Here is a 20,206-nt window from a genome sequence, read left to right as displayed (position 1 = left end):
ACGTTGTGAGGGCATGGTGGGCAGGGCCGTCGCGGAGCGGCGGCCCTGCTTTCGTTGCTGGGTTTAGGTTTTTGTCACTGGACGGACGATGCGATGCCGCGTCGCGGGGATGGATGTACGCCCTGTCGGGCGGCCCGGACCGGGCCGTGAAGGTTTTCGCGGTTTCGCCGGAGATCCCAGGCGCGGATGAAGCCCACGAAACCCGCGTTTGACCCGTAGCGGGCTGAGCGGTCCCCGGCGTCGTTCCCAGGACAGTCGCTGATCGGCGATGAGCCCACGCGCCAGGACCAGGTGAACATAAGCCACAGCCACCAGCCAACTCCACCGCTCGGCTTGCTCGGGGCCACGCACTCGAGGGCGGGTCCAAGCCAGGTATTGCTTGAGGAACCGGAAGAGGTGCTCGATGCCGTAACGGCGCAGATACGCCCGCCACACCCGGTCAAGATCGAACGAGCCCTCAGGCCCGGTCCAGAACAACCACATCGGCGGGTACGCCGGGTCGGCCGAACACACCCAGACCACACTGCCCCGGGTCACCGGGCGGGAGTACCCGGGCCGGTAGCCAGGTTCCCGCAGTGCCGCCGATTCCGAGGCACGCGGGTGCATCCCATGCCACACCGACACACTCACCGCGGCCCGCCCAGGCTCGGCGGGCACCGCGAGGTATTCGTCCGGGTCACGCCAGCTACGGCGATCGGACAGTTTCATCTTTGGCCCGTGCACTCGCGGCCGCCCGATCGTGCCTGGTTCCCGCGGCGGCGGATCGGCCATCACCACCGCGTCCTTACGCAACCGGACCACGATCTGCACCCGCTCGCCGGTCAACCGGCCACCCAGATACACCGGGCTGTAGTCCCCGTCAGCACACACAATCGGAACCAGACCACCACCATCATCACCACCGTCCGGGTCCCGGTCGGCAGCCACCTGCTTCAGCAACGCCTCGATCTGCCCGACAGCAACCACATTGTGGTTCTCACCCACCGCGATACGCGCCACCGCCACCGGCGACGCCCACGACGAACCGCTCGTCCCGGTCGCGGCCAGCCACTGAAACCACCAGCCCGGAGTCACCACCCCGCTGCCACCGCCAACATCCTTGCCCGCGTCGTAGTTCAACGTCCGGTCCGGGCTGGTCGGCGCATCCGGACGCGGCCACTGCGAACAATCCAACGCGAACACCAGCCCCGAGGACCGATCCACCACACCCGCCAACACACCCGCCAACACCGCGGCGTCGATCCGGCCCCGATCCAACGCGGCATACACACTGCCATGCCCACGCCGCAACACCGGCTCCAAGCTTAGATACGGCAACGACTCCAACCGGCCCGGATGACACAACAACGCGTCCACCATCTCGAACAACACATCCGGCCACCTCGTGAACGACTCATACACCGCCCGGCGGAACCGCCGCAGCCGCCGGAGTTGGCCTACAAGGGATCCATCAGGCACACTGCCAGACACGGCCACCGCTTTCGTGATCAAAGTTCTGTGGAACGAACCAAGATCATCGAGCGGTGGCCGCCTCCATGTCAAAGATCAACCACCCGGAACGTTAAAACACCAGACCGGCGAAAACACTCACGAGGGGACCTCAGTCGATCTCGGTGACGGACGGCCCGGCTGCGAGGGTGTTGATCGACTCGATGGCCTCGTAGGCGTGGTCTCCCGGACAAGTCGTGGCTTTCACGTCACGGTGGCCGCCGTCGAGCCGGGCGTTTTTGATCCAGCCATGGCTCTTGGCTTCCTGCAGCAGCCACGCGGCCGCTTGGATCTGTGCGGTGGTCGGCTTTTGGTTGTCGTAGTCGCCGACAAAACAGATCGCGCGCGATTTGGAGTTACGCCCGCCCGTGTGCGTGCCGAGCCGGTCGTGCGAGTGGCCTTCGAAGATCAGCCCGGCAGGCGTGATCAGCCAGGTATAGGCAATACCCTTGCCGAAGCTTCGTTCGCCGATCTCCTCCAACGCACGGACGGCCGCATAGTCGTCATCGAACGGCGGCACTACGTCGGGCGCTGCCGTGACCGAGTGGTGTAGCCACACCTCGGCTGCGGGAACCGGCGCTGAACCGGCCCCATTGTCGTGTTTCGCACCCCATTCACCGCGAAGAATGACGCGCGGAGCCGTACCCATATGCCCACCTCGAACTGTATTGGTTCCACCCGGACTACTAGACGTACCCCGCATGGTCGAACCTGTCGAGAAAGCGGTCAGGCCAATTGGTCGAATCGTTCGCGCAACACCGAAAAAGCGAATGGCTCCCCGGCCGCGTACCGCCGCACTTCGGTACTGGCCAAAGAGGCAAGGCGCTGCCATTCGTTGCCCTGCGAACCGGCGAGGTGGGGGGTGATGATGATGTTTTCCCGCTGCCACAGGGGGTGCTGCGGAGGCAGAACATCTGGATCGGTCACGTCAAGGATCGCGCGGATGTGCTCGGCGTCGAGCAACGCCTCCTGGTCCACCACCGCCCCGCGGGCGGTATTGATCAGCACCGCGTCCTTGCGCATCGAGAAGATCAACGAACGGCGTACCAGGCCGCGGGTTTCGGGCAGTAGGGGAGTGTGTACGCTGACCACATCACTGCTGGCGAACAGCTCTTCGATGCTGACAGCGGTGACGCCGAGCTCGGCCGCGTCAGTCGCATATGGATCGTGCAGCAGGACCTTGAAGTCGAAGGGGCGCAGCAGTTCGATCACGCGTCGGCCGATCATCGACGCCGACAGGATGCCGACCGTGCGGCCGTAGTTCCCGATGGACTGCGGAGTGGCCAGCCAGTAGTCACGGGTCCGGCTGGTGCGCAGCTCGTGGGCGCGTTCCAGGACTCGCTTGCCGGACAACAGGATCATCGCCAGTGTGTACTCGGCGACCGGCAACGCGTTGGCCGAAGCCGCTGAGGAGACCAGGATTCCACGTTCCCAGCATGCCTCGGTCACGTGCCCGCGAACCGACCCGGCGGCGTGCACGATCGCACGCAGCTTGGGCGAATTGGACAGCACTTCCTCGTCGATCGGTGGACATCCCCACCCGGTGACCAGGACCTCGACGTCCCGCAGGACCTCATGTGCGCTGCCGAAATCCGTGATGAGCCCCGGCGCGAGATCGCAGACTTCACCAAGCGCGGTCAACGCGGCCGGGGTGAATACCGCGTCCGCGGCGTCGGTTTCCATCGCGAGCGCGGTACGAGGAAGTGTCATTTAACGGCTCCTGCTGTCAGACCGGATTTCCAGAACCTTTGCAGCAGGGCGAAAGCGAGGATCAGGGGCAGGATCGCCAGCAACGACCCCATGATCACCACCGGGTAGTACTCCGGCGACACCGTTGCCTGGCTCGTCCACTGGAACAGGCCGAGGCTGACCGGATAGAGCTTCTGGTCGGACAGCATCACCATCGGCAGGAAGAAGTTGTTCCAGATCGCGGTGAGCTGGAAGAGGAAGATCGTGACCAGCCCGGGCCCGAGCATCCGCAACGACACCCTGGCATACATCCGCAGCTCACCGGCGCCGTCCATTCGGGCAGCCTCAAGTACCTCATTGGGCACGTAGCCCTGGCTGAACACCCGTCCCAAGTAGACGCCGAACGGATTGAACAACAGGGGAATGAAGACTGCCCAAAAGGTATTGACCAGACCGGTTCCCGATGCCATCAGGTACAGCGGCAGCGCGAGTACGGTCTGCGGCACCATCACCGCGGCGAGCACCAGGCCGAAAAGCTTCTCCTTGTGCCGGGACTGGTACTTGTCGAAGGCGTAACCGCAGGCCACGCTGATCATCGCCGCGATCGCGGCACCGAGCACGGCGTAGATGAGGCTGTTGACGTACCAGCGGCCGTAGATCCCGTTGTCGATCGTGAACACGTTGCTGAGGTTGTCGAACAGGGAGAAGTCCTTGATCGACAACACATCGCTGTTGAACAGCGCGTCGGTGTTCTTCGTCGCGGCGAGCACGAGCCAGAGCACCGGCAGCAGGGTGTAGAGCACCGCGATACCGACGACGATGTTGACGGTGGTCCGGCCGAGGAGGGGTTTCATGAGGCCTCCTGCCGATTTGTCCAGCGGGTCACGAAGTAGGACAGGGCGATCGTGAAAACCAGCAGGATCACCGCTGCCGCGGCGGACATGCTGTAGTTGTTCCGGGTGAACGCGGCGTCGAAGATGTACATGTTCGGCGAATACCGCGAGTTGATCGCCGGTGTGGCCTGGTTGAGCAGTACCGGCTCGGTGAACAGCTGCAACGACCATACCAGCGTGAACATCACGACCGTGACGATCGACGCGCGGATCATCGGCGTCTTGACCCACACCGCCGTGCGGACAGGGCCCGCGCCGTCCACTACGGACGCCTCGACCACCTCGGTCGGGATGGCTTTCAGTGCCGCGTAGAAGATCACCATGTTGTAGCCGAGGTTGCTCCACAACGCGATGTTCACAATGGACGGCAGGACCGCGTTCAGGCCGAGGAAATTGATGGTGATGTCGGCCTGTGCGAACAGGTCGATGATCGGGCTCAAGCCCGGCGTGTACAGATACAGCCAGATGATCGCGGCGATGATGCCGGGAACCGCGTGCGGCAGGAACAACGACAGCTGCGCCCAGCGGGTCAGCTTGGCCATCCCGGAATCGAGCAGCAGCGCCAATGCGAGCGCGCCGACGACCATCAGCGGGATGTAGATGGCGCAGTACAGCAGGACGACCAGCAGTCCATTGAGGAAGGTCGGATCGGTCAGCACGGCAGCGTAGCTACGCAGTCCGATGAAGACTGTGTGTTCAGGACCGAAGCCCAGTCCTGGTTCGTCCTGACTGAACAGACTCAGCCACAGTGATGTGCCCAGTGGGACCAGGAACACGATGATGAACAGTGCGAAGAACGGCGCCATGAGCACGGCGCCCGCGCGCTTCTCCCGTCGCCGGGTCGTGGCCTTCGTCTCGGGCTTCACCGCGGGTTTGGGGATACGGGGCGGGGATGCGGTCAGCGTCATGGCTCCTCCTCTCAGCTGCTGTTTTCCGAAGTGGACAGACCGAGCGCTTTCAGGTCGGGCATGGTTCCGCTTTGTGCGTGCCGCAGTGCCTCGATGATGGTGCCGCCAGCGCTCATCCGAGCCATCCCGTCGTTCATCACTCGCTGGGTCGCCGACATCCGCGGACCCCAGACCCAGCCGTCCCTGATCTTGCGCGACTCCTCGTCGAACAGGCGGTAGATGTCCTGCCCGCCGTAGTAAGCCCGGTCGAACGCCTGGCTGCCGACGGGGATCAACGCGGGCGCGGCCGGGAAGGCACTGCTGGCGCCGCTGGTGAGCCGGGCTTTCAGCGAGTCGGGATGGGTGACAAGCCATTCGATGAACTCCATCGAGGCTTCCGCGTGGCGGCTGTCCTTGCTGATCGCGAACGTGGAACCGCCCTGGGTGCCGACGACCGCGTCGCTGACGTCCCATTGCGGCATCGGCGCGATGGCCCACTGGCCCTTCTGCTTCGGACGGGCCTTCATCTGCGCGGCCGCCTCCCATGCGCCCGAGAACCGGACGAGGATGAGGCTCTGGCCGATCTGGGCGTCGTATTGCTTGCCGTTGCTGGGGTTGAGCCAGAGCAGGCCGTCGTCGACCAGCTGCTGCCAGTACTCGGCGATCCGCCGGGTCGGCGCGTCGGCCATGGACACGTTCCAGACGCCCTTGGAGATGTCGAACCACTGGCCGCCCGCTTGCCACGCGTATGCGGCGACGTTGTAGGTCCCGTCGGTCGGGAAGATCGCGATGCGCTTGTCCGGTGCTTTGTCGCGGACCTTGCGGGCGGCTTCGGCGAACTCGTCCCATGTTCGCGGGACGCTGATCCCGTACTGCTCGAACAGGTCCTTGCGGTAGTGCATGACCATCGGCTCGATGTCGAACGGCACCGAGAACGTCTTGTTGTCGAAGGTGGTCAGCTGCCATGCCTGCGGCACGATCTGGCTGCGCAGCCGGTCGCTCATCAAGCCGGTGATGTCGGTTGCCACGCCGTCGATCGCGAATCCCGGCAGCTGCATGTACTCGATCGTGCAGATGTCCGGCGCGTTGCCCGCGCGTGCGGCGTTGCTGAGTTTGGCGTACCCGCCCTGGTCACCGCCAGGGATCTGCTGGAAGACCACTTTGATCTTGCTCTGGCTCTTGTTGAACGCGTCGACGACGGGCTGACTGCCGCGCAGCGCCGACCAGAACGTGATCTGCACAGGCCCGCCCGAGGACTGCGTCGCACTGGGCGCGCACGCACCAGCGAACGGAACGGCCAAGGCCCCAGCAAGCAGAGAGCGGCGACTAACTACAGACGGCCTCACAAAAGGCGGCCTCATGAAAGGCAACGGTGCCTCCTCGGATCGAGACCCCGCCATCCTGATCGGCTGAACGATAAACGGTCAATACTACCGAGCTAATCGGTCAAACGATCAGTCGACCCGCGAACGGTCAAATCGGGCAACAACTCGATCCGCCTTGGCCGACCCCACCCCGGCCTGCTCAGTCGTTCAAGCAGCAATTCGGCAGCCACCCGGCCAACCTCGGCCTTCGGCGGCGCCACGGCCGTCAACGGAGTGCTGCCGAGCGCAGCGACGACATCGTCGTACGCAACGACCGAACAATCCTGCGGCACCCGGATACCGGCCTCGGCCAGCTGCTGGACGAGCATCAACGCGTCCTCGTCGCCATGCAGGATCGCCGCCGTCGCCCGGTGCTCACGCAGAACACCGGCGAAATCCGGCGGCTCCTGTGCCGGGTCGATGCCCGCGCCCCGGCTGCTCAGCACCACAGTCGCGTCCTCGATCTCCGGACGATCGGCCACGATCTGCACGAACGCGGCACGGATGGCCCGCGCGGTCGGGCTGTCGTCGCGCGCGGCAAGCACGATCCGCCGATGCCCAAGCCCAACCAGGTGCTCGACCGCGAGACAGACCCCGTACCAGTGATCGGAGCACACGGAGTCGACCGCGTGCAGCATGCTGCCGGTGAGCGGCCGTCGTTCCATGATCACCATCGGCACACCGACGTCCCCGAGCCAGGTCCAGGCCGCTTCCTGGTCCTCGGCGGTCCGCCAGCGCGGTGCGATCAACAGTCCCTGCGGGTTGTCCGCCAACGCCCGTTCGGCCAACGACTGCTCGACGCCCGTGTCTTTCGGCGTGATGTGCAGCACCACCCGCATTCCGGCCTCCTCCAATGTGGAGCGAGCGCCATGCAGGGTCTCGTAGAGATAGGTATGCCGTTCAGGAACCATGATCGCGATCGCCCGCTCATCCGCGGGTACGGGGTCCGCAGGCGTCTCGACCGGCACGATCGATCGAGCGACCCCATGGCCACGACGTAGTTTGCCCGCTCGGGCGAGCTCTTCGACGTCGCGCCGGGCCGTGACGATCGAGACTTCCAGCTCCTCGGCCAGATCGCTCACCCGGGCAGCGCCACGGGAGCTGACCATCGCGAGGATGCGCTGCCGCCGCACGCTGCCAGGTTGCCGCATGACCCATCCTGTTCGTTTGATCGCTTGACCGGAAGCATATCGATCGCATGCTCGGCTTACCAAGCCCGACGTCTGGGCTGAGCCAATCCGGGCTAGGCTCGCGAATGCTGGTGGTTCGCTGTGCCTCGGTCACATCCCGTGGTGCGGCGAGGCAAGAGGGAACCCGGTGGGAATCCGGGACTGCCCCGCAGCGGTGAGCGGGAACGACCGCCGTCATCAAGCACTGGGCGAAAGTCTGGGAAGCGACGGCCAGTAGGTCCGAGGTGTGTGCCCGCGAGTCCGAAGACCTGCCACTAGTGCACGTACCGCCGGTGCGTGGTGGTCCGGAGCCTCTCGGGCGGGCTCATGCGGCGTTTCCTTCGCGTGCGCTGCTGCTCGTGGGGTTCAAGAGCTCGCGAGGAGAGAGCTTTGTCCCCAATAGGGTCGACGGTGCTTGGTTATCCGCGGATTGGTCCGCGGCGGGAACTCAAGCGCGCGTTGGAGGAATACTGGGCCGGTGAGATCGAGGCGCCCGCGTTGCGCGCGGTCGCACGGGATCTGCGCGTGTCGACGTGGGCCGAACTGGCCGCGAGTGGCCTTGACTCGGTGCCGTCAAACACCTTTTCCTACTACGACCAGGTGCTGGACACCGCGATGCTGTTCGACGCGATCCCGCAGCGGTATCGCGATCTCGGCCTGACCGGGCTGGACACCTACTTCGCGATGGCCCGCGGCCGCGACAGCGTCGGCGCGCTGGAGCTCACGAAGTGGTTCGACACCAACTACCACTACCTTGTGCCCGAGCTCGGCCCGGACACCAAGTTCGCGCTGACCGGGGACAAGCCCGTCGCCGAGTATCTCGAGGCGAAGTCGTTGGGCGTGGACACGCGGCCCGTCCTGCTCGGGCCGGTGACCTTCCTGCTGCTGTCCAAAGGGGAGGGACGGCTTGAGCTGATTGACGAGTTGCTGGAGTGCTACGCCGAACTGCTCGGCCTGCTGGCGGGCGCGGGCGCGCAATGGGTGCAGCTGGACGAGCCCGCGTTCGTCGCTGACCGAACCGACGAGGAACTGGCGGCGCTGCGTCGTGCGTACGACAAATTGTCCGGCCTGCCGCAGCGGCCGAAACTGTTGGTGGCTGGGTATTTCGGCGACTTCGGCCCCGCGTTGCCGGTCCTCGCGGACACCGCGGTTGACGGGATCGCGGTTGACCTGGTCGCCGGGCCCAACGTCGCCGAACGAATTCCGTCAACCCTCGGGTTTCGTGACAAAACAGTCGTCGCTGGGGTGGTGGACGGCCGCAACATCTGGCGCACCGACCTCAGCGCGGCCGCGTCACGCTGCGCCCAGCTGCTGGGATCCGTCGGCGAGCTCGCGGTGTCGACGTCCTGCTCGCTCCTGCACGTGCCCTACGACCTGGCAGCGGAGAAGTCGCTCGACCCGGATGTGGCGGCACGGCTGGCGTTCGCGCGCCAGAAGGTCGACGAGGTCGTGGTGCTCGGCAAGGCGCTGAAACGCAACGATCCCATGTTGGTCAAGGAACTCGTCGCCGCGGGCGAAGCCGTGCGCAAGGGCGTCGAACAAGCCAGGCGCGACGAGCGGGTCCGGGCTGAAATCGCCTCTCTGCGGCCAGAACACCGTCGGCGCGCGCCCTACGCCGAACGGGCCGAGGTCCAGAGTGGACGCTGGGGTCTGCCGCCGCTGGCCACCACGACGATCGGATCCTTCCCGCAGACCGGTGAAGTCCGCAAAGCCAGGGCGGATCTGCGGGCCGGACGCCTCGACGGGGCCGGATACGCCGACCGGATGCGGGCCGAGATCGAGCGGGTGATCCGGTTCCAGGAGGACATCGGCCTCGATGTCCTCGTCCACGGCGAACCCGAACGTAACGACATGGTCCAGTACTTCGGCGAACTGCTGGACGGCTTCGCGTTCACCGACAACGGCTGGGTGCAGTCCTACGGATCGCGATGCGTGCGCCCGCCGATCCTGCACGGCGACGTATCCCGTGCCGCGCCCATGACAGTGGAGTGGAGCACGTACGCCCAGTCCCTGACAACCAAGCCAGTCAAGGGAATGCTCACCGGCCCGGTGACCATCCTGGCGTGGTCGTTCGTACGCGATGACCAACCCCTTGGCGTGACAGCGGATCAGGTCGCGCTGGCGTTGCGCGAGGAGATCGCCGACTTGGCGGCTGCCGGGATCGGCATCATCCAGGTGGACGAGCCCGCGTTGCGCGAACTGCTGCCACTGCGTGCCGAGGATCGAAAAGCGTACCTGGATTGGGCGGTCGGATCCTTCCGGCTGGCAACGTCCGGTGCTGCGGCGGCGACGCAGATCCACACGCACCTGTGCTACTCGGAGTTCGGTGACGTCATCGAGGCCATCGACGGCCTGGAAGCCGACGTCACCACCATCGAAGCGGCACGATCCAAGATGGAGGTCCTCGACGATCTCGCGGCCATCGGATACAGCCGCGGTGTCGGCCCAGGTGTGTACGACATTCACTCACCTCGCGTGCCAAGCGAGTCCGAAATGACCGAACTGCTACAAGCCGCTGTCCGTGCGGTTCCCGCGAAACGCGTGTGGGCCAACCCAGACTGCGGCCTGAAGACGCGCGGCTACGCGGAAACCGAGGCAGCCCTGCGCAACCTGGTGGCTGCCGCGAAGAAGGTTCGCGCGCACCTGTGATGAAAGCCCTCGTGAGTGGTTAGCCGTGTTCTAACCCTGCTAACCACTCACGAGGGGCCCGCTATCCTCGCCATCCTGCGCCGCGGCACTGGAAAAGGCGTCGTTCAGCGGATCCGTGTGAGATCGATGTTAGGCGACACCTGGGGAATTTCGTTGTCTGGATCACGGATGCCGCGACGAAGCAACTTTACGGGGTGTTGGTGCATCTATTACATGGGGAACGATCTTCACGGGTGATTGGGGTTTGGTGTGGCCGCCTCTCAGGCGAAGGCGCTCGGCAAGTTGTTGGCGTTGTGCGTGACCGCGGGTGTCGTGCTCGCGGCCATCCTGTTCCCGTACGTCGGGGGAATGGGGGTGGCGGCGAACCGCGTCAGTGACACCATCGCGGCTGTGCCCGCGGATCTGGTGGCGGCGGATCTGCCGTTGGGCAGCACGATCCTCGACCGCAACGGCCAGCCGATCGCGTACCTCTACGACCAGGACCGCGAGATCGCCAAGCCGGAGGAGATCCCGCAGCACATGCGCGACGCGATCGTCGGCATCGAGGATCACCGGTTCTACGAGCACAAAGGACTGGACACCCAGCGCAGCCTCAAGGCGGTCGGCGGGTTCATCGCCAACGAGTCGGCCGGTGGTGGCTCGACGCTGACCCAGCAGTACGTGAAGAACTACCTCGCGTTCGTCGTCGCGACCGACGAGGCCGGGCGCAAGGAGGCCATGGCGCACAGCCCGGCACGCAAGATCCGTGAGGCCAAGCTCGCCCTTGAGATCGAGCGGCTGATGACCAAGGACGAGATCCTGGTTCGGTACCTCAACCTGGTTCCCTTCGGTGGCAACGTGTACGGCATCAAGGCCGCGGCACGCACCTACTTCGACACCACGCCGGACAAGCTCACCCTGCCGCAGTCCGCGTTCCTCGCCGGGCTGGTCAACAAGCCGAGCACGCTGCTGAAAGACCCGGTCCAGGGCCTTGAGCGGCGCAACCTGGTGATCGATCGGATGCTGGCGACCGGTTTCCTCAAGGAGGGCCCGGCCGCGGCCGACGCTGCCAAGAAGGCACCTCTTGGCCTGGTCGAGGGACGTAACAACCGGCCGAACGACTGCGGCAACCTCTCCGGCGGCACCACCACCGGGTTCTTCTGCGGGTACGTGCTGGATTACCTGGCCAAGGCCGGTTTCTCCAAGAATCAGCTGAAGCGCGGCGGGTACGTCATCAAGACCACGATGGACCCGGTCGCCACGGAGCAGGCCAAGAAGGCCGCGGAGAACCAGGTCGCCAAGAACACGCCGGGCATCGCCAACGTGATGGCGATCGTCGAACCGGGCAGCGACAAGCACCCGGTCCGGGCTCTGGTGGCCAACCGTGACTTCGGTGTCGACGCGTCGAAGGGCCAGACGGCGTACCGCCTGCCCAGCACGATCACCCGGTTCGGCGCCGGTTCGATCTACAAGGTCTTCACGGCGGCCGCGGCGATGGAGAAGGGCGTCGGTGTTCTGGACACGGTCAACGTTCCCGCGTCGTACACCTCGCCCATCTACAAAAACGGGGGCAAGGCGTACACGGTCACGAACGACAGCAGTGCCGGTGACACGCAGATGACTCTGCAGCAGGCGCTCGCGAAGTCGCCCAACACCGGTTTCGTGATCCTTGAGGAGCGCGCAGGCCTCAACAACGTGGTCGACATGTCCGTGCGGCTGGGACTGCGCGACAGCATGCAGACGGTCAACAGTGGCGGCGAGAAGCCGGACCCGAACGCCAAGAAGGCGGATCAGCGGATCAGCCAGGAACAGTGGGTGAAGGACAGCAAGATCGGCTCGTTCACCCTTGGCGTGACCGTGACCAGTGTGCTCGAGCTGGCCAACGTCGCCGCCACGATTGTCAGCGACGGCAAGTGGTGCCCGCCGAGCCCGATCGAGCAGCTCACCGACCGCGACGGCAAGCCGGTCACGGTCAACGAGCCGTCCTGCGATCAGGCCGTCGAGCCCGGCCTGGCACGCAGCCTTGGCCAGGGGATGAGCCAGGACACGATCAGCGGCACGGCGGCTGGCGCGGCCAACCGGATGGGCTGGGACGGCCGGCAGATGGTCGCCAAGACCGGCACCACCCAGATCCACCAGTCCGCTGGCTTCATCGGCGCGACCCCGAACCTGGCCGGTGCGGTGATGACCTTCAGTGACGGCGACTCGCCGAAGCCGATCTGCGACGGCGCCCGGCCCACCCTGTGCAGAACCGGCAACATCTACGGCGGCAAGGTCCCCGCGGAGACCTGGTTCGAGGCGATGAAACCGCTGCACAAGGACATCCGCCCGGTTCCGCTGCCACCCGGTGACCCGAAGTACATGGGCTAAAGCGCCCAGATCAGGTGCCGGACCTGGGGATTTCCCTGCGCAAGGTCCCTGGCTCGCTGCTGGACGTTGGCATCTACGGCAGTACCTCGCTCGAGGTGCTGCCGTAGGTGTTCCTGCCAGGTCGCGAGTACGAACGTCTCAAGGAACAGCTCGGGCGCCTCGGCGTCCTGAAACAGCCCCCACATGGACGCGCCGGTCCGTCGCCGGGAACGGCCGACTCGTTGCATGACGTCGGCGAACTCGGCGGCGTTGGCTTCCGTGACATGCCATTCCAGCGTCACGAGGACTGGCCCGTCTTTCTCGTCGGGTCCCTGAGGTGGCTCGTCCCAGACGCTCGCGGGCGTGACGTCCAATTGCTGTTCGGTCAGCGGCAGTTTTCGTAGCGCGTAGAACGCGGCCAACGCCATCGCGATCGCCGGGATGATCATTGCCCAACGCAGGTCCAGCACGCTGGCCACGGCACCCCACAGCACCGCGCCGATGGCCTGCCCGCCCATCAGGATCAGTTGGTAGTAGGCCAAGGCGCGCGCACGAGTCCACGCGGGCAGCAGCACCTGCGCCTCGGCGTTGAACGTGGACAACACCGCGATCCAGCCCGTGCCGGTGATGAGCATCGCCACGATGGCCAGCGGGATCGACGTCGTGATCCCCGCGATCGCCGTCGTGAGGGCGTACGCACAGGTCGCGAGGGTGATCACCATGTTCTTGCCGATGGTCCGCAGCATTCTCGGCACGAGGAACGCGCCAACGATCGCGCCCGTGCCGACGCTGCCGAGCAGGAGGCCGTAACCGCTCGCGTTGAGGCCGAGCGAGCCGCGGGCGATCGCGGGCAGCAGCGCCCACAGTCCACTGGCGAACGTCACAAACAGCGCGCAGCGCACCAGAACTCGGGCGTACGCGGGCGAACTGCGGACGTATCGGGCGCCACTGCGTACCGCGGTGAGAATGTGCTCGGCGCCCATGGGCTGTTTGTCCGCCGGACGTCGCCAGAATCCGAGCACCAGCAGCACGCCAACGAACGAGACCGTGTTGAACGCGAAGGTCGCTTCCGGCCCGGCGGCCGCGATCAGCGCGCCACCCAGCGCCGGACCGATCGCCCGGCCGACGTTCATGTTGACGCCGTTGAGCAACGCCGCCTGCGGAATCTCGTCGCGCGGCACCAGTTCAGGCTGGATCGCCTGGAACGACGGCATCGACGCGGCCTGCCCGACACCCATCAACGCGATCAGCAGCAGCAATATGGTCGGCGTGGTGACGTCGGTCGTCGTCAGTATCATCAGCGCTCCCGCGCCAATGAGCATCAGCGCCTGGCCGAACATCAGCACCTTGCGCCGGTCGAGGATGTCGCCGAGCGCGCCAGACGGCACGACCAGCAGGAACACCGGCAGCGTTGTGGCCGCCTGGACGAGCGCGACCTGCAAGTCGGTGCCGCCGAGGTCACCCATCAGCCACTGGGCGCCGACGGTCTGCGCCCACGTGCCGATGTTCGACGCGAACTGGGCGATCCACAGCGCACGGTATGCGGCACGGCGCATCGGCGCCCACGCGGAAGGTGCGGTCATGGCTGGCATCTTGCCTCGCCGCGGCCATATTCACTCGGTGAGCCAGCGTGGCGCGGCTAACCTTGGCCCTTATGAGTGTCCCAGAACGACCGTCGCTGGACGGGTTGGCCGAGAAATGGTCGGAGCGATGGGAGGCGGCGGGCCAGTACCGGTTCGACGCCCCGGAACAGCGCGCCGACGTATTCTCGATCGACACGCCACCGCCGACAGTCAGCGGGTCACTGCACGTCGGGCACGTGTTCTCCTACACCCATACCGACATCATCGCGCGATATCAGCGGATGCGCGGAAAGCACGTTTTCTATCCGATGGGCTGGGACGACAACGGCCTGCCGACCGAACGCCGCGTGCAGAACTACTTCGGTGTCCGATGTGATCCTTCGTTGCCTTACGACCCCTCGTTCGTGGCGCCCGCGCCCGGGAACAAGAACGTTCAGGATATTTCCCGGCGTAATTTCGTCGAGCTCTGCGAACGGCTTACCATCGAGGACGAGAAGGCGTTCGAGCAGCTGTGGCGCAAGCTCGGCTTGTCGGTCGACTGGTCGATGACGTACACGACGATCGGGGCTCGTGCGCAGCGTGTTTCGCAGTTGGCGTTCCTGCGTCAGTTGCAGGCAGGGGAGGCGTATCAGTCTTCGGCGCCGACGTTGTGGGACGTCGGTTTCCGGACCGCTGTGGCTCAAGCGGAGGTTGAGTTTCGGGATCATCCTGGTGCGTGGCATCGCATCGGCTTTCGTACTCCGGCTGGTGCGCCGTTGTACATCGAGACGACTCGGCCCGAGTTGCTGCCTGCCTGTGTCGCTTTGATCGCGCATCCGGACGATTCGCGGTATCGGCATTTGGTTGGCACCACGGTCACCTCACCGGTGTTCGGTGTGGAGATTCCTGTTCTGGCGCATGAGGATGCGGAGCCGGATCGCGGCGCCGGTATCGCGATGTGTTGCACGTTCGGCGATTTGACCGATGTGCGCTGGTGGCGTGAGCTGAAGCTGCCTACGCGCACGATTATCGGCCGCGATGGGCGGATCCTGCCAGACGCTCCTGAGGGGGTTGCCGCTGAGGCGTATCAACAGCTTGTTGGCGCGACCGTGCACACTGCTCGGGAACGGGTCGTGGCCATGTTGCGTTCTTCTGGCGCGCTTGACGGTGAGCCGCGGCCGATCGTTCGCCCGGTGGCTTTCTATGAGAAGGGCGACAAGCCGCTTGAGATTGTTGCCAGCAAGCAGTGGTTCATCCGGTCGATCGCGCATCAGGACGTGCTTTTGGCGCGTGGATCGGAACTGCAATGGCATCCGGTTGGGCTCAAGGTTCGTTACGACGACTGGGTTCGTGGCCTCAACGGCGACTGGTTGATCTCTCGGCAACGGTACTTCGGAGTGCCTTTTCCGGTGTGGTACGCGGTGGACGATCAGGGGGAACTCGGCTCGTTGATCCTGCCCGATGAATCGTCGCTGCCGGTTGATCCGTCCTCTGATGTGCCCCCTGGGTATACGGCTTCGCAACGCGGGGAGCCTGGTGGTTTTGTCGGTGAGCCGGACGTGATGGACACGTGGGCGACCTCTTCGCTGTCTCCGCGGATTGTCTGTGGCTGGGAGTCGGATCCCGGGTTGTACGCGTTGACGTATCCGATGGATCTGCGGCCGCAGGCGCACGACATCATCCGGACCTGGCTGTTCGCGACGATCTTGCGCGCGGACACGTTGCCATGGCGGCATGCGGCTTTGTCCGGCTGGATCCTTGATCCGGACCGCAAGAAGATGAGCAAGTCCAAGGGCAATGTCGTGACGCCGATGGGCCTGCTCGACCAGTACAGCCCGGACGCGGTCCGGTACTGGGCGGCCAGCGGGCGGCCGGGCACGGACACCACGTTCGACCAGGGGCAGATGAAGATCGGCCGTCGGCTGGCGACGAAGCTGTTGAACGCGGCCAAGTTCGTGCTTTCGTTCCCCGCTCCCGGTGCCGACGCCCGGGTTACCCCCGCACTCGATGTCGCGATGCTCGCGGTGCTGGATGACGTTGTGCGCCAAGCGACTTCGGCTCTCGATGCGTTCGAGTACACGACTGCTTTGGAGCGGACCGAGCGGTTCTTCTGGGTTTTCTGCGACGACTACGTCGAACTGGTCAAGCAGCGGGCTTACGGCGCTTCAGGAGATGCGGACTCGGCGCGGTTGGCTTTGCGTACGGCACTGGAGACTTTGCTGCGTTTGTTCGCGCCTTTCCTTCCGTACAGCGCGGAGGAGGCGTGGTCGTGGTGGCATTCTTCGTCCGTGCACGCCGCTGGTTGGCCTGTTTGCGGCGGTGCCTCGGCCGATGGCGCCGCTCTTGACTTGGCCAGCTCGGTGATCACGGTGGTGCGCAGGGAGAAGTCGGCCGCGAAACTGTCCATGAAGGCCGAAGTGTCCAAGGTGGCCGTGTTCGCCCCGACCGCTCAACTTGAGGTGATCAAGTCGATCGGCCCGGACCTGGCCGCGGCCGGGAACATCGCGTCGCTGGATGTCCAGGCGGCGGCCGACCTACGCGTCGAGGTGAGCCTGGCTTAGCACCTCGCGGGCGACGAGCACGCCGCCGACGAACGCGATCGGCATGACCACGATCGCCAGCAGCGGGATGGCGCACAGCAGTGACGCGGGCAGCCCCAGGCCCCACGCGAGCATGCGGCGCTTCTTCAGGTGCGCGCGTACCTGCTTCACCGCCATCCCGCGCCGGTAGAACGGCACCGCGACGAGTTCGAGCGCCAGGAACCACGCCACGACGAATGCCAAAATCACCGGCACGACAAACTGCCCGACAAACGGAATGAAACCTGCGAAGAACAGCGGGATCGTGTACATCAACGACCACAGGACGAGCAGAACGCCGTCCCTGATCCCCATCCCCAACAACCGCCACCACGGCAGATCGACCGCATTGGGCACGCCACCAAGGTCATCCTCGACCTTCTCGGCGATGTACTCGTAGAACGGCGCGCCAATAGCCAGCGTCAAGGCCGAGAAGGTGATCAACCCAAGGGCCACCGCGGCCGCGAACATCACGACCCCAGCCGCGATCCGGATGGTCGACTGCCACCCTGACGACCAGTCATCGGCAAACGGCGTGACCCAGATGGCGAGATCGTCGATCCACACCACTAGCGCCCAGAGCCCACCCGCGAGCAGCAGAGCTGTCACGACAGCCGGTATCGCCCCGATCAGCAGCAGCTTGGGCCGCCGGAGCAGGATGCCCAACCCCCGCCCGAACATCCCCACACCCTTGACGAAGTCGCGCACGCGCGTAGTTCTATCAGTGCCAGCCTCGATGGTTCCGGGCGAGGGACAGTCATCTTCGAGTGGCTTGTTTCGTAAGGTTGCCGGGTCTCTTCGGCGGATCCGGATGCCGCTAGCCAAGCTCAATCTGAGCTGGGCCAGGGTGACCCGAACGGGGCTCGTCCTCGACGGGTGGACTGCCTCACATGGTGCTGACGCTCTGGTCACGTCCACGACTGTTCGTGAGGGCCTGTTTGGGGCGTCCAGCGGCAATGCCAGGAGTTTTAGGGCTGCACGTGCCCCGGGTACCCACGTTGATCTTGAGTCGCGGGTGCGCCTCGCTGGTCGGCGAGATTCTCCCCACCGTGGCGTTCGGGACACAGGGAAAGGTGACGCGTGTGTCACAAGGGGCCCGTGGGACACCTGGGATTCTACTGTGGACACCCGGATGTTCCAGCAGTCACACCTGCCCCATTCACCACACCTGTGACGGGATTCAATGCCGTCAAGGCCACCTTGACGGCATTGAACGCACCGAATCTTCCCCTCGCGCCGGCCTTACTACCCGCGCCGAGTTCGGCAACGCTCCTCACTGCGGCCGCCGCGGTCTCCGTGCTGTGTGGCCAGGCACACCCGCAGGTCGTCGACCCGAACACCGGTCCGGCCACGGCCGACCAGCAAACCGACAACTCCCGGCATTGGCGTTGGATGCCGTGAAGATAAGAACACCCTCACGGCGCCCGGTTCCGTCACAGGCGGGACACGTGTGTCTGGCGAGGCCATTGACGGACCACAATGGACACTCCTGATCCTGGCGACCGCGGCGACGGGGTCGATCCCGGGGTGCCGGCCATCCCAAGCTCCAACCGAACGCCGAGTGCGCGGAACCCGTTAACTCATGGCCTTGGCGTCAGCCCTCGCGGCACCAACCCAGGTAACAGGTGTGACAATCGCGGACCGTCCGAAGACCGGTTACCCGGTCAACGTTGCGTGATGAGCCTAGCTTGTGCGCGCTCGGGCCCAGGCGATGATGTCAGGCAGCGCTGTCGCGAGCGTGGTGTCGTGGTCGGCTCCGGGGTAGAAGCGGAAATCGACATTGGTGCCTGCCGCAGCCAGTTTCTGGGCGGTGGTCTGGGTGGCGAGTGGATAGACCACGGTGTCTGCGGTGCCCTGACCGATGAAGACCGGGCCGGCGTACTTCGTGATTGGGATTTCGGCATCACGGTCCAGGAGGGTCAGCAGCTCCTCTTTCTGGGCGGCACTGTAGGTGAACACATCGCCGTTGGTTTTTCCCGCGATGGCGTCTTCAATCTCGTCGTAGCACCACGTGGTGCGTGTCTTGGCCAGGATGTCGCGGCCGAGCGGAGTGAGTAGGTCGTCGGTGTTCACCTCAACGGGGTGCGTCACGGACAGTCCCGCGGCGATGAGCAGCGGCTCGACGCGCGCCGGTGCGGCTGGATCGAACGCGTGCGCGACTTCTGATGTCGTGCGCCACTGTGAGGGCAAACCGGTCGCGACTGTGCCGCGGAAGTCCAGCCCTGGGGCATAGGAGTCGACGAGCGACCTGGTGAACATCGCGGCTTGGGCGCCCTGGGACTGGCCGACGACCAGCCAGCGGCTGCCCAGGTCGGCATGCACCTGGTGGCTGGCGCGCACGATGTCGATCACGTCGTGTGCCGCCGCCGTTCCGTTGAGGTACGGATGGGGTCCTGGTGTTCCCAGTCCTTCGTAGTCCGTCGCGACGATGGCGTAGCCCGCCGCGAGCCATCCTTTGAGGTAGTTGATGTCACGTTCGGATCGCCCGGCTGTGGATGGTGCGCACACGTCCGCGAGACCGACTGTGCCGTGTGCCCACGCGGCCACCGGCCAGCCCTCGGCGGGAGGCGTTCCCGCCGGGGTGAAGATCGCCCCACTGACAACGGTTGTGCCGCCCCGGCTGTAGGTGGACGTGTACCGGACTCGGTAAGCCTTGCCCGTGCCGGGCAACCACAGGTCCGGCGGCAACGGTCCGACATCGACAAGGCGGCCACTCCAACCGGCCTCAGTGGACGCGGTCGCGGGCACGGCGCCAACGACTGTGAGAAAAAGAAACAACACGAGTAGCGGAATTCGTTTCATAGCAACACGCTATGACGCGGTCACAACGAGAACCAATCTGCTGGCGCAAGGTTGTCACGACAGGTCTAGACCGGCCAGTTCGGACAGGAATTTTGTCCACAAGCGACACGAATCGGTTACCTCGATGGCACCCGATCTTTGGGTGTCCATTATGGAATCATGCGTTCAGGTGGCGCGCATTCCTTGCCACAGCAAGTCGAACAGCTGATGGGTGGCGTCTTCCCAGTCCCCGTCGGGATCAAGGAACATCAGGCCACCGAAAGCTCGCATCACCGTCAACGGCTCAAGTCCAGGCCGGATTGTCCCGGCGGCGACGTTGGCGTCGAGCATCGTGGTCAGGGCGTCGAGGATCGAGGTGAACGACTTCGCGGGGAGGTCTTCGGGTGAGGTTCGGGCCGCCTGCATCGCCGACGCCAGGCCGCGCTTGGTCATCAGGTAACCGGCCAGATGCCACATCCACTGCCGGAATGCCTGATCCGGTGGGTTGTCCTTGAGTAGGTCCGGGACTACCTCGACCAGGTTTCGCACTTCGCGCTGGTAGACGGCCAGGATCAGCGACTCCGGGGTGGGGAAGTGGCGGTAGACCGTGCCGACGCCCACTTCTGCCTTCTTGGCGATCGCGTTGTAGGACACCTCGCCTGAACACGTCAGTGAGTCTTTGGCCGCGGCGATGATGCGTTCGTTGTTACGCCGGGTGTCCGCGCGCCTCGGGCTCACGGATCCGGTGGTCATCTCTTGCTCCTGCTGATCGTCTCGGTCTGTCTCTCGGTCAGAAATGTAGCTCAGACCTGGAGCG

Annotated in this window: 15 protein-coding genes and 1 riboswitch; of the genes, 4 read left to right on the top strand and 11 right to left on the bottom strand. The window is 65.1% G+C overall.

Features of this window, described 5'->3' with window-relative positions:
• Positions 1–63: 63 nt before the first annotated feature.
• The 7 genes from LWC34_RS16705 to LWC34_RS16675 form a co-directional block, all read right to left on the bottom strand.
• Positions 64–1,401 carry a transposase gene (locus LWC34_RS16705; protein ID WP_372496514.1) on the bottom strand — a complete coding sequence of 446 codons (1,338 nt, stop codon included), beginning with the start codon at positions 1,399–1,401 and terminating at the stop codon, positions 64–66.
• A 199-nt stretch (positions 1,402–1,600) separates the two neighbouring features.
• Positions 1,601–2,137 carry an N-acetylmuramoyl-L-alanine amidase gene (locus tag LWC34_RS16700; protein WP_233725979.1) on the bottom strand — a complete coding sequence of 179 codons (537 nt, stop codon included), beginning with the start codon at positions 2,135–2,137 and terminating at the stop codon, positions 1,601–1,603.
• A gap of 77 nt (positions 2,138–2,214) precedes the next feature.
• A complete protein-coding gene (locus LWC34_RS16695; protein ID WP_233725978.1) occupies positions 2,215–3,198 on the bottom strand; it encodes a hydroxyacid dehydrogenase in 984 nt (327 codons plus the stop codon).
• Positions 3,195–4,031, bottom strand: coding sequence for a carbohydrate ABC transporter permease (locus tag LWC34_RS16690; protein ID WP_233725977.1), 837 nt, complete (start codon positions 4,029–4,031; stop codon positions 3,195–3,197). Before LWC34_RS16690 ends, LWC34_RS16695 begins: the two co-directional genes overlap by 4 nt.
• Positions 4,028–4,978: a carbohydrate ABC transporter permease gene (locus tag LWC34_RS16685; protein ID WP_233725976.1), complete on the bottom strand. Its 951-nt coding sequence runs from the start codon at positions 4,976–4,978 to the stop codon at positions 4,028–4,030. The genes LWC34_RS16690 and LWC34_RS16685 overlap by 4 nt, the downstream gene beginning before the upstream one ends.
• A gap of 11 nt (positions 4,979–4,989) precedes the next feature.
• A complete protein-coding gene (locus tag LWC34_RS16680; RefSeq protein ID WP_233725975.1) occupies positions 4,990–6,258 on the bottom strand; it encodes an ABC transporter substrate-binding protein in 1,269 nt (422 codons plus the stop codon).
• Between the two features lie 137 nt (positions 6,259–6,395).
• Positions 6,396–7,472, bottom strand: a complete 1,077-nt coding sequence (locus LWC34_RS16675; RefSeq protein WP_233725974.1) for a substrate-binding domain-containing protein — start codon at positions 7,470–7,472, stop codon at positions 6,396–6,398.
• Positions 7,473–7,566: 94 nt separating this feature from the next.
• A riboswitch (cobalamin riboswitch) is annotated at positions 7,567–7,781 on the top strand.
• A gap of 36 nt (positions 7,782–7,817) precedes the next feature.
• On the opposite strand from LWC34_RS16675, the gene metE reads away from it, so the two are divergent.
• Complete coding sequence (metE, locus tag LWC34_RS16670) at positions 7,818–10,139, top strand: 5-methyltetrahydropteroyltriglutamate--homocysteine S-methyltransferase (protein WP_372496504.1); 2,322 nt, start codon at positions 7,818–7,820, stop codon at positions 10,137–10,139.
• Between the two features lie 249 nt (positions 10,140–10,388).
• Positions 10,389–12,488: a transglycosylase domain-containing protein gene (locus LWC34_RS16665; protein ID WP_233725972.1), complete on the top strand. Its 2,100-nt coding sequence runs from the start codon at positions 10,389–10,391 to the stop codon at positions 12,486–12,488.
• Here the strand turns inward: LWC34_RS16665 and LWC34_RS16660 are convergent.
• On the bottom strand, positions 12,485–14,050 hold the full coding sequence (locus tag LWC34_RS16660) for an MFS transporter (protein WP_233725971.1): 1,566 nt from the start codon (positions 14,048–14,050) through the stop codon (positions 12,485–12,487). The genes LWC34_RS16665 and LWC34_RS16660 overlap by 4 nt on opposite strands.
• A 71-nt stretch (positions 14,051–14,121) precedes the next feature.
• Between LWC34_RS16660 and valS the strand changes: the two genes are divergently transcribed.
• A complete protein-coding gene (valS, locus tag LWC34_RS16655; protein WP_233725970.1) occupies positions 14,122–16,590 on the top strand; it encodes a valine--tRNA ligase in 2,469 nt (822 codons plus the stop codon).
• On the opposite strand, the gene LWC34_RS16650 is transcribed toward valS, so the two are convergent.
• A complete protein-coding gene (locus LWC34_RS16650) occupies positions 16,564–17,316 on the bottom strand; it encodes an EI24 domain-containing protein (RefSeq protein ID WP_233725969.1) in 753 nt (250 codons plus the stop codon). The two genes, valS and LWC34_RS16650, sit on opposite strands and share 27 nt — an antisense overlap.
• Positions 17,317–17,778: 462 nt before the next feature.
• On the opposite strand from LWC34_RS16650, the gene LWC34_RS16645 reads away from it, so the two are divergent.
• On the top strand, positions 17,779–18,009 hold the full coding sequence (locus LWC34_RS16645) for a hypothetical protein (RefSeq protein ID WP_233725968.1): 231 nt from the start codon (positions 17,779–17,781) through the stop codon (positions 18,007–18,009).
• 282 nt (positions 18,010–18,291) lie between these two features.
• Here LWC34_RS16645 and LWC34_RS16640 read toward each other — a convergent pair whose 3' ends face one another.
• Positions 18,292–19,410 carry a lipase family protein gene (locus LWC34_RS16640; protein ID WP_233725967.1) on the bottom strand — a complete coding sequence of 373 codons (1,119 nt, stop codon included), beginning with the start codon at positions 19,408–19,410 and terminating at the stop codon, positions 18,292–18,294.
• 165 nt (positions 19,411–19,575) lie between these two features.
• Entirely contained in the window at positions 19,576–20,142 is a 567-nt protein-coding gene (locus tag LWC34_RS16635) for a TetR/AcrR family transcriptional regulator (protein ID WP_233725966.1), read from the bottom strand.
• Between the last annotated feature and the right edge of the window lie 64 nt (positions 20,143–20,206).

It is taken from the genome of Kibdelosporangium philippinense (genome assembly GCF_021390435.2).
Lineage (GTDB): Bacteria > Actinomycetota > Actinomycetes > Mycobacteriales > Pseudonocardiaceae > Kibdelosporangium > Kibdelosporangium philippinense.
This window is presented reverse-complemented; position numbering and strand designations above follow the sequence as displayed.

What these genes read in the sequence shown, in the direction of transcription:
- LWC34_RS16700 (WP_233725979.1), bottom strand. Translation starts at nt 2,137, where the DNA reads ATGGGTACGGCTCCGCGCGTCATTCTTCGCGGTGAATGGGGTGCGAAA.
- LWC34_RS16695 (WP_233725978.1), bottom strand. Translation starts at nt 3,198, where the DNA reads ATGACACTTCCTCGTACCGCGCTCGCGATGGAAACCGACGCCGCGGAC.
- LWC34_RS16690 (WP_233725977.1), bottom strand. Translation starts at nt 4,031, where the DNA reads ATGAAACCCCTCCTCGGCCGGACCACCGTCAACATCGTCGTCGGTATC.
- LWC34_RS16685 (WP_233725976.1), bottom strand. Translation starts at nt 4,978, where the DNA reads ATGACGCTGACCGCATCCCCGCCCCGTATCCCCAAACCCGCGGTGAAG.
- LWC34_RS16675 (WP_233725974.1), bottom strand. Translation starts at nt 7,472, where the DNA reads ATGCGGCAACCTGGCAGCGTGCGGCGGCAGCGCATCCTCGCGATGGTC.
- metE (WP_372496504.1), top strand. Translation starts at nt 7,818, where the DNA reads ATGCGGCGTTTCCTTCGCGTGCGCTGCTGCTCGTGGGGTTCAAGAGCT.
- LWC34_RS16660 (WP_233725971.1), bottom strand. Translation starts at nt 14,050, where the DNA reads ATGACCGCACCTTCCGCGTGGGCGCCGATGCGCCGTGCCGCATACCGT.
- valS (WP_233725970.1), top strand. Translation starts at nt 14,122, where the DNA reads ATGAGTGTCCCAGAACGACCGTCGCTGGACGGGTTGGCCGAGAAATGG.
- LWC34_RS16640 (WP_233725967.1), bottom strand. Translation starts at nt 19,410, where the DNA reads ATGAAACGAATTCCGCTACTCGTGTTGTTTCTTTTTCTCACAGTCGTT.
- LWC34_RS16635 (WP_233725966.1), bottom strand. Translation starts at nt 20,142, where the DNA reads ATGACCACCGGATCCGTGAGCCCGAGGCGCGCGGACACCCGGCGTAAC.